Source organism: bacterium (genome assembly GCA_027622355.1).
Classification (GTDB): domain Bacteria; phylum UBA8248; class UBA8248; order UBA8248; family UBA8248; genus JAQBZT01.
Window position 1 is genome coordinate 1 of the sequence record JAQBZT010000095.1, and the last position, 9,384, is coordinate 9,384.

The window sequence follows — 9,384 nt, forward strand, 5'->3', positions numbered from 1 at the left end:
GATACAGCCAGCCCTCCTTCAGTTCGGGCTCGCCCTCGAAAAGCTCGAACCAGACCGGGTCGCGCTCGGGATCGGCGTGGCTCTCGCACATGAAGCCCGCCGGGCTCGCCGCCACGAGATGGGCGTGGATTTGCGGATCGTGGTGCGGGATGAAGGAAAGGCCCGCCGCCTCGGCCGACGCCACGATCTCCCGGCTCCCGGTCACCCCCTCGAACTTGGTCGCGTCGAACTGGATGTAGTCCACCGCCCCCGACTCGATGAGGAGCAGACAGTCCGACACCGTGACCTCGCCGTGTCCCTCGGCGATGGGAATGGGACAGGACTTCCGCAGCTTCGGCAGCGAGCGCTTGGCCTCGCGCCAACCCAGGGGCTCCTCCAGCCAGGCCAGATCGAATTCCTGAAGAGCCTCGGCCCCCCGCAGTGCCTCCTCGAAACCCCAGGCGCCGTTCACATCCACCGCCAGAGCGCACTCGGGGCCGATCGCCCCGCGGACGGCGGCCACCCGCCCCACATCCTCCTTCAGCGCAAGCCCGCCCACCTTCATCTTGAAGGCACGGTGCCCCATGTCGTAGGAGCGCTCCATCTCGGCCACCAACTCGCGGACGCCCTTCCCCTCGCGGTAGTAGCCCCCGCCCGCATAGGTGCGCGCCCGGCTCTCACTGCCGCCCAGCATTTGATAAAGGGGCCTCCCCTCGGCCTTTCCCTTGATGTCCCAGAGGGCGTTGTCCACCGCCGCCGCCGCCGTCACGACCGCCGAGCGGCCCCAGCCCCGCCGCGAGGCCTCGGGCCCGTAGGTCATCCCGAGCAGCTTCTCCAGAACCGGCGCCGGATCGAACGGGTCCTTCTGGAGGATCGTCTCGCCGAAGCCGCGCGCGAAGAGCTCGGCCGCCCCGCGCACCGGCACCCCGGCCGTCCCCAGCCCCACCCCGGTGACGCCCGCATCGGTGTGGACCTTCACCACCAGCTCGTTCACCGAGAAGACCGGCTTCCAGCTGACCCAGAACTCCCGCTCCGGCTGGGGGGCGGAGAGAACGTAGGCCTCGACCCCTGTGATCTTCATGCGCCGCTCTCCGCCACCACCGGATTGCGGAGCACCCCGAGGGGCCCGGACTCCACCTCGGCCACGCTCCCCACCTTGAGCAGGTAGCGCTCCGCGTCGGGGCGGAAGATGGCGCAGCCCTCCGGCGTTCCGGTCGAGACCAGATCGCCCGGCTCAAGCCCCATCTGGGAGAGGTAGGAGATGATATGGGGGATGTCGAAGATCATCTGGGAGAGGCTCTGGCGCTGCAGCTCGTGACCGTCCACCCGGCCGATGATCTCCATCTTCTGCGGGTCGCCCGCCTCGTCCGCCGTCACGATCCAGGGGCCGATGGCGTTCATCCCCGGCAGGTTCTTCGAGAGGAACAGCCCGCCGCGCACCTCGTCCGCCTGCACGTCCCGCGCCGTCACGTCGTTGTAGAGGGTGTAGCCCATGATCACATCGTAGGCTTCCTCGCGGGAGATGTTGCGGCAGCGCTTGCCGATCACCATCACGATCTCGGCCTCCGAGTCGAGCTGCTTCGTGAACGAGGGATAGATGATCGGGGCATCGGGCCCGATGATCGTGCAGGTGAACCGCGGCGCCACCGGAATCTGCTTGGGCATCGCGCTCTTCGACTCCTCCAGATGCTTGTGGAAATTCCGCCCCGCGTGGATGAACTTGGGCGGCCGGGGAACCGGGGCGAGCAGCCGCACCGCCGGGAGCGGCCGCACGTGCGCCGCGTGGCCGCCGCCTTCGGCCTCCTTCGCCAGCGCGCGCGCCAGAGCAAGGCCCACCTCCTCCATCCTGAGAAAAGCCACCATGTCGGGCGCAATCGCGCTTGATGCCCCCGCCAGATCGAGCACCCGATCCCCCGAGAGCACCACCCCGATGCTCTCCCGGGCGGCGCCCCCCTCCACGATCTCCATCGTCACAAGCTTCATTCGCCGCTCTCCCTTCCTGTGCCGGGAGCGGAGCGCGCCCCCTGACCATGCATGCCGGTATCATTCAGAAGCCCTCATCATCCGGCCCGCGCCCGCCCCCCGTCAACCGGAATGGCCCGGGAAAAAAGACAAAAAAAACCCCCGCCGGATGCGCATCCGGCAGAGGGCGCGGCAGAAAGGGATTCAAGCCCGAACGCTCACACTCCTTCCCCTCTCCTGCTCCGGGGGCGGGGGCGCACTTCGATCGGCGGCGGCGAGCTCGGAAACCGGGGGGACGGCGCCCGGCGCGTTGCGCTCCGCGTCCCGCACCGCCTCAAAGCGCGCGCCCGAGGCTTCTTGCGACGCGGCCGGGGCGCTCGCCTCGCGCGGCGTAAAATTCGCCGGAACCTCGGCGCGGATCGCATCCACCATCTGGCTTCCTCCTTCTGGGACAACGGGCAGACTCCCGAATTCAAGGCAAGAGAAAAGCACAAGGCGTGCCATTCCGGCGAAGCGAAAAACACGGAGGAAAACAAGGGGAAGAAAAACCGGGCCGGGGCCCAGGCTGTCTCAGAGACAAAAGGCGAGACAACGCGCCGCGAGACACAGCTTAAGGGAAAAGGAAAAACGGAAATGCCGGAAAGAGGAAAAAATCAGGCCTTCGCGTTGACGCTCCCGCCGCGATTTCCCCCAATATCCGGCACGGTAACTTCCGGCAGGTACGGCAGGGTAACTTCCGGCAGCTCCGGCAGGACAATTTCCGGGGCCACCGGCTGCGCGGCGGCAAGCTGCTTCATCTCCGAGCGCACTTTCTCGACCTCCCGGCCGAAACGCGCCATCGCCCCCGCCGTCGTCGTCGCCCGCGCCTCGGCCGAGTGCGAATGAAAGCTCGCATGAAATTGAACCCCTGGCATGAAAAAGCCTCCTGAAAAAAAACGCTATCTCTCTTATCGGCTCGGGAGGGGGAAGAGTTGAGGGCGCCCTCACCCCCCCGCCATCTCGCAGGCTTCGTAGTGGGAAAACGCCATGGTGTACGTGGCGCGGCCCTGGGTGGCCGAGCGCAGGGCGGTGGCGTAACCGAACATCTGGGCGAGGGAGACCTGGGCGCGGACGATCTGGGCGGTGCCGCCGCGCTCCTCCATGCCGCCGACCCGGCCGCCCCGCCCGTTCAAATCGCCGATGACGGCGCCGGTGAATTCCTCGGGGGTGGCGACCTCGACCGCCATGACGGGCTCGAGGAGCTGCCCCCCGGCCGCGCGGCAGGCCTCGCCGAAGGCATTTCCGGCGGCGATGCCGAAGGCGGCCTCGGTGCCCCGCTCGTCGGTATGGGCCTCGATGAGCTCGACCCGGATGTCGGTCATCTCGTAGCCGGCGAGGTAGCCGCTGCTGGAAGCCGCGCGGAGGGCCGCCTCGGCGGAGGCGATGAGGTGGGCGGGGGCCGCGCCCGCGGGCACGCTGTTTTCGAGGGTGACGCCGGCCCCCGGGGCGGGCGAGACGCGAAGCCGAATGCGGGCGAACTGGGGCTTGCCCCCGAGTTCACGGTCGAAGACGGCCTCGGCCTCGGCGGCCTTTTTGATCGTCTCGCGGTAGACGACGCGGGGCCTTCCGATGCGGACGGGCACGCCGAACTCATCGAGGATGCGCCGGGCCAGCACGTCGAGGTGCAGCTCGCCCATCCCGCTCATGACGATCTGGCCGCTCCCCTCGTCGCGGGTGGCGTGAAAGGTCGGGTCCTCGGCTTCGAGCTTGTCGAGGGTTTCGCCCAGCTTTTTCGCGCCGGTGGCGTCGCGCGGTTCGATGGCGACCGAGATCACGGGCGGGGCCGCGGAGATGGACTCGAAGAGGATGGGATCTTTTTCGGTGCAGAGGGTATCGCCCGTGGCGGCGCCCTTGAGCCCCGCGGCGGCCACGATGTCCCCCGCCCCGATGGCCTCGATGCGCTCCCTTTTGTGGGAATACATGCGGAAGAGGCGGGCGAGGCGCTCGCTCGCGCCGCGGGCGGGGTTCCAGACGGAATCGCCCACCTTGGCCTGCCCGCTGTAGACGCGCAGGTAGGTGAGGCGCCTTCCCTCGTCGATCTGGACCTTGAAGACGAGAGCGGCGAAGGGAGCGTCCGCCTCGGCCGGGCGGACGGCCTCGCCGCCGCCCTTCTCCTCGGGCAGGCGCCCCACGGCGGACGGGACATCGAGGGGAGAGGGCAGATAGTCCACCACGGCGTCGAGGAGGGGCTGCACCCCGCGGTTCCTCAGCGAGGAGCCGCAAAAGACCGGGGTGAGCGCCCCCGCGAGGGTCCCTTTGCGGAGGGCGCGCTTGAGCATCGCCTCGCTCACCTCGCCGCCCTCGAGATAGGCGGCCATGAGTGCTTCGTCGAAATCGGCGGCCGCCTCGATGAGCGCATCGCGCAGGGCGGCGGCGCGTTCCTTGAGCGCCCCCTCGGCGGGGCGGCGCGAAAGCGACCGGCCCTCGTCCGCATCGCTCCAGGTGAGGTAATCGCCGGTGAGCACGTCCACCTGCCCCGTGTAGGCGCTCCCCTCCCCGTCGGGCCATTGCATGAGGACGGGCCGGGCGCCCAGCTTCTCGCGCATCATCCCGATCGTGCGCTCGAAGTCCGCCCCGAGCCGGTCGAGCTTGTTGATGAAGGTGAGGCGGGGGACGCGGAACTTCTCGGCCTGATGCCAGACGGTCTCGCTCTGGGGCTCGACCCCCTCTACCGCGCTGAAGATGGCGATCGCCCCGTCGAGGACGCGGAGGCTGCGCTCGACCTCGATGGTGAAATCCACATGGCCGGGGGTGTCGATGAGGGTGATTTCGTAATCGCCCCAGAGGCAGGTGATGGCGGCCGCGGTGATCGAGATGCCGCGCTCCCGCTCCTGGGCCATCCAGTCGGTGGTGGCCTGGCCTTCGTCCACTTCACCGATGCGGTGGACGGTGCCGCTGTAGAAGAGTATCCGCTCGGTGGTGGTCGTTTTTCCGGCGTCGATGTGGGAGATGATGCCAAAGTTGCGGCGCATCTCCAGCGGGGGGCGCTTCATCGTCTACCTCACGGGGCTGGATTCACAGGATACGCCCGTAAAGGGTACTGCGAAGCGCGGCGGCAGGGAAGCGGGGGATGCCCAGGCGGTGCAGATGCGGCCCTCCAGACGTGGGGGGCCCGCCGGATCAAAGCGGCCCCCCCACAGAGTGGAGGGGCCGCACAGGAGAACCTCTTTATGCCGGCTGCCGGTTTAGAGCGCCGGACTCACAATCCGCCAGACCTGGGCCACGAGGAAGGTAAGGAGAATTCCCATGGCAACCGGAAGCAGCGAGGCGACCACCGTCCACTTTCCGCTGCGCGTTTCCCTCCAGATGGTGTAGATGGTCGTCGAGCACGGGTTGTGCACCAGGCTGAAGAGCATCAGGTTTACCGCCATCAGCAGATTCCAGCCACCGGCCTTCAGAAGCGAAGCCGTGGCCGCCTCGGAGTCGAGCTCGAACATGACGCCCGCGCCCTCTCCCATGCCCGGAATGCCCTTCGCCAGAACCGTCAGCATCAGGATGGTCGGAATCACGATCTCGTTCGCGGGGATGGCGACGATATAGGCCAGCAAAATGACCCCGCTCAGCCCGATCAGGAAAGCGAACGGATCGAGCCAGCCGATGAGCACCCCGGCCAGGCTGGTGCCGCCGGCCGGAATGTTCGAGATGAGCCAGATGGCCGCACCGGCCGGTGCCGCGAAAATCACCGCCCGCCAGAGCACATAGATCGTCCGGTCAATCAGCGAGGTGTAGAGCGTCCGCAGGACCCGCGGCGGCCGGTAGGGCGGCAGCTCGAGGCTGAAGGTGGACACCTCTCCCCGGAGGATGGTGCGCGAGAGCAGCCAGGATGCCAGGAACGTGAACACCACCCCCAGCAAGGCGATGGACACCACCGCCAGCGCCGATACCAGGCCCGCCAGATAGGAGGGCACCAGGGCGCCGATGAAGATCGCCGCAATCAGGATCTGGGTCGGCCATCTTCCGTTGCAGAGAGCGAAGTTGTTCGTGATGATCGCAATCAGCCGCTCGCGGGGGCTCTCGATGATCCGCGTGGCGATGACGCCCGCGGCGTTGCATCCGAAGCCCATCGCCATGGTCAGCGCCTGCTTTCCGTGCGCGCCCGCCTTTTTGAACAGATAATCAAGGTTGAACGCCACGCGCGGCAGATAGCCGAAATCCTCCATCAGCGTGAAGAGCGGGAAGAAGATCGCCATCGGGGGGAGCATGACGGCGATCACCCAGGCGGTGGCCAGATACACCCCGTCGATCAGGAACCCGCCCAGCCACCAGGGAACTCCCATGGCTGCGGCCGCCCCCTTGAGCATCGGATGGACGGTGTCGAGCAAAAACGAGGCCAGCATCGCCGAGGGCACGTTGGCGCCGGCGATGGTGGTCCAAAAAACCGCCGTCAAAAGAAGAACCATGATCGGGAAGCCCCACAGCCGGCTCGTCACCAGCCGGTCGAGAGTGCGGTCAAAATCGAAGCGGGGCTTCTCTCCGCTCCGCCGCACGGCGCGGTCTGCCACCTTCGCCGCCTCGGTGTAGATGGTTTCCGTGAGTACCTCATGGAATTCGGCCCCCAGCTGCCAGCGCAGATGGGACACTTTCGACAAAAGCGACTCGGCTCGGCGGACGCTCTCCACTGTCGCCGGGACCGCATCCTGTTCGGCGCTCCGTGCCTCCATGGCCTGGATGTCGCCGAGCTCCCCCGTGCGGATCGCCTCGGTGATGCGGGCATCGCCATCGAGGAGCCGCAGGGCGGCCCACTGGGCATTCGGCAACTTGGGAAAGAGCGTCTCCAGCTGTCTGCTCACACGGCCGACCGCGCTCTTCAGGGCCGGCGACTGCCCGCCCACCCGGCGCGGTTTGCAGACGAACTCCCCGTTCGCCACCTCGGAGATGGCTTGGTTCAGCCGATCCATACCCTCCCCGTAGCGGGCCGAAGTCGCCACCACGGGAACCCCCAAATCGCGGGAGAGGCGGCGTTCGTCCACCTCCAGGCCGTGCCGTTTCGCCTCATCCATCAGGTTCAGACAGACGACGGCGCGATCGGTGATCTCGAGCACCTGGAGAACAAGGTTGAGGTTGCGCTCGAGGCGGTTCGCATCAGCTACAATCACCGTGACATCGGGCTGCCCGAACAAAATGAAATCGCGCGCGATGTCCTCGTCGTGGCTGGTCGAGAGAAGTGAATAGGTGCCGGGCAGATCGACGAGCTTGTAGCGGTGGCCGCCGAACGTGAAGCCGCCCTCGGCCCTTGTGACGGTCTTGCCCGGCCAGTTGCCCGTGTGCTGCCGCAAACCCGTCAGTGCGTTAAAAACCGTGCTCTTGCCCGTATTGGGGTTTCCGGCCAGCGCCACCACGTAGTCCCAGTTCTGCATGTTGACGCCAAGCTTGACGAGGTTCGCGGCGTTGTGTACGGGACAGGCCGCGCAAGCCTCAGATACCACTTGACTCATGAAACTACTCCTTCCTTGACTTCTTCAATCTGAATGAGATCGGCCTGTTCCTTCCGGAGCGCGATGACGGCACCCCGCACACGGTAGGCGACGGGGTCGCCGCCGGGGCTTTTCATTTCGCAGGTGATCTCCGTTCCGGGAATGACGCCCAGGTCCAAGAGACGCCGACGCTCGGCTCCGCGGCAATTCGGCGAGAGACCGATTACCTTCGCCCGCTCGCCGGGCTGAATCACGGAAAGATGCCGGAAGGGACCCTTCATTCCCTGCTCTTTGGGCAGGGGCAGCACCCACAGATGCGCTGCGACGACAGGGGCGAGAACATACTCCTCTACCTCCGTCTCGAACCGGATTCGCTGGGGCCCGCTCTCGATAATGCGCACCTGCATGCCCGGATGCAGATCTTCTGCGACCAGCTGCGCGTGAATCGCCTCGGGCTCATCCTCGACATGGACGATGGAGGCCAACTGTCCCACGGACAGGTCTGTCAGCGGCAGGCCCTGAAGCGGTGGAATGTCGCCATGCGCCGTCGGGATGGGATCGCCATGGGGATCGAAGCGGGGATTTCCCATCCGGGCCGAAAGCGCTTCTATCTCCTCGGGGGAGGTGCGGTGTTCGTGATACTCCGCCCGCCGGTGCCATTCGGCCGCATCCAGGCTCGTCTGGTCGGAGAAGTAGCGCTCCAGCAGACGGTGCACGCGGATGACGCGCAGGGCGTAGATGCGCCCGCTGGGCGTCAACTTGTAGCCCCCCTCCGACAAGGAAATCAGCTCGAGATTCTCGAGGCGCTCCAGCAAGGCCGCCGCCCGGTTCCCGGAAATGGATACCGCACCGGAGAGGCTATGGAGCGTGGCGGGCAGTTGGTGGTACTCGTAGTCGTGGATATGTTTCAGCGCATCCTCGATCAGGACGCGCTCGCTCGCTCGAAACGAGTGCAAGACGCGCCAGAAGATCCCCCGCATGGGCCAAAACAGCACAACGGCCAACACGCCTACGGCCATGGCGATGGAAAGCGCCCAAAGCGGCTGGGTCATGGATACACCTCAAATAAATCTCGCATAAAGCAGACAGCGCGCTTCCTCGCGCTTCCTCAAAACAAAATCACGCAAAACCGGAACATTTGTCCACAGATGACGGCGAAACTGCGCCGTCAAAGAGGATGTCCCATGAAATAAAAGTAAGCGGGATTATCCCTTTTCTCTCATAATTACTGGATAAAATGATGTTGTCAACGAGGGGCAAGAGAAATACCGCCGCCGCCCCCAAAAAAATAGCTCTGGGTCTGTTTAGCAGCCGGAGTTATCGGCAAAAAAAACGTCCCCCTAAAATAATAGGGGGACGCAGGCGGGTGAGAGAAGCGGCCGGTGGTCCCGGACGGAGGGGCGCCGAGCGTACCCGGGCGGTGGGATCAGGCGGCCTTGGAGCGCTCGGCTCTTTGCTTTCCATGCCCGGGCCGGGAGGAGGAAACCAGCTCGGCTTCCTCGAAGGGAAGCTCCGGCGCCGGGGTCAGGCGGCTTTCGAGTTCATCCTGGTGCTGGAGCCATTCCTCGTAGGGAATCTCCCCGCGGAGGTAATTCCAGAGATTCCCCATGCATGCGCGATGGATGGATTTTTGCGGCTTCACAGGCATCTTCAGCCCTCCTCCACACAACCCCTTCATCTCTGGCGGCAACCGGCCAGACAGCTACCTTCACGAAAAAGCCTCAATATCCCTCGGTACCACTCCGACCGATCGGTGGCCGGGCATATCCCGGTCTTTTGAAATCGGCCCCGGCGGCTCGGCGTCCCCACGCCTCCTGCTGGAACCTGGAGCGCCACGGCGCCCCTTAATACTATATATAGTACTTCCATAGAATAGAACCACCGATATATGCGGAATATTCCACAAAATTCATAAAACGAATATACTACGAAAATCTGTTGGCGTCAAGATATTTTCGTTTTTTATTCTCTTTCCAGAATCCACCGAAAA

The 9,384-nt window shown here is 65.4% G+C and carries 8 protein-coding genes; all 8 read right to left on the reverse strand.

The window, feature by feature from the left end; all coding sequences use genetic code 11:
* A partial coding sequence (locus O2807_07210; protein MDA1000290.1) for a mandelate racemase/muconate lactonizing enzyme family protein occupies positions 1-1,060 on the reverse strand: 1,060 nt, incomplete at its 3' end.
* Positions 1,057-1,962: a fumarylacetoacetate hydrolase family protein gene (locus tag O2807_07215; protein MDA1000291.1), complete on the reverse strand. Its 906-nt coding sequence runs from the start codon at positions 1,960-1,962 to the stop codon at positions 1,057-1,059. The genes O2807_07210 and O2807_07215, both read right to left, overlap by 4 nt.
* 183 nt (positions 1,963-2,145) lie before the next feature.
* Positions 2,146-2,373: a hypothetical protein gene (locus O2807_07220; protein ID MDA1000292.1), complete on the reverse strand. Its 228-nt coding sequence runs from the start codon at positions 2,371-2,373 to the stop codon at positions 2,146-2,148.
* A gap of 221 nt (positions 2,374-2,594) precedes the next feature.
* Positions 2,595-2,855 carry a hypothetical protein gene (locus tag O2807_07225; GenBank protein MDA1000293.1) on the reverse strand — a complete coding sequence of 87 codons (261 nt, stop codon included), beginning with the start codon at positions 2,853-2,855 and terminating at the stop codon, positions 2,595-2,597.
* A 69-nt stretch (positions 2,856-2,924) separates the two neighbouring features.
* Positions 2,925-4,973: an elongation factor G gene (gene fusA, locus O2807_07230; protein MDA1000294.1), complete on the reverse strand. Its 2,049-nt coding sequence runs from the start codon at positions 4,971-4,973 to the stop codon at positions 2,925-2,927.
* A 192-nt stretch (positions 4,974-5,165) separates the two neighbouring features.
* Positions 5,166-7,415, reverse strand: coding sequence for a ferrous iron transport protein B (gene feoB / locus O2807_07235; GenBank protein ID MDA1000295.1), 2,250 nt, complete (start codon positions 7,413-7,415; stop codon positions 5,166-5,168).
* Positions 7,412-8,446, reverse strand: coding sequence for a FeoA domain-containing protein (locus O2807_07240; GenBank protein ID MDA1000296.1), 1,035 nt, complete (start codon positions 8,444-8,446; stop codon positions 7,412-7,414). Before O2807_07240 ends, feoB begins: the two co-directional genes overlap by 4 nt.
* 374 nt (positions 8,447-8,820) lie before the next feature.
* Positions 8,821-9,042 carry a hypothetical protein gene (locus O2807_07245; protein ID MDA1000297.1) on the reverse strand — a complete coding sequence of 74 codons (222 nt, stop codon included), beginning with the start codon at positions 9,040-9,042 and terminating at the stop codon, positions 8,821-8,823.
* Positions 9,043-9,384 lie beyond the last annotated feature (342 nt).

Coding starts and splice junctions, on each gene's coding strand:
- O2807_07215 (MDA1000291.1), bottom strand. CDS start 1,962: ATGAAGCTTGTGACGATGGAGATCGTGGAGGGGGGCGCCGCCCGGGAG.
- O2807_07220 (MDA1000292.1), bottom strand. CDS start 2,373: ATGGTGGATGCGATCCGCGCCGAGGTTCCGGCGAATTTTACGCCGCGC.
- O2807_07225 (MDA1000293.1), bottom strand. CDS start 2,855: ATGCCAGGGGTTCAATTTCATGCGAGCTTTCATTCGCACTCGGCCGAG.
- fusA (MDA1000294.1), bottom strand. CDS start 4,973: ATGAAGCGCCCCCCGCTGGAGATGCGCCGCAACTTTGGCATCATCTCC.
- feoB (MDA1000295.1), bottom strand. CDS start 7,415: ATGAGTCAAGTGGTATCTGAGGCTTGCGCGGCCTGTCCCGTACACAAC.
- O2807_07240 (MDA1000296.1), bottom strand. CDS start 8,446: ATGACCCAGCCGCTTTGGGCGCTTTCCATCGCCATGGCCGTAGGCGTG.
- O2807_07245 (MDA1000297.1), bottom strand. CDS start 9,042: ATGCCTGTGAAGCCGCAAAAATCCATCCATCGCGCATGCATGGGGAAT.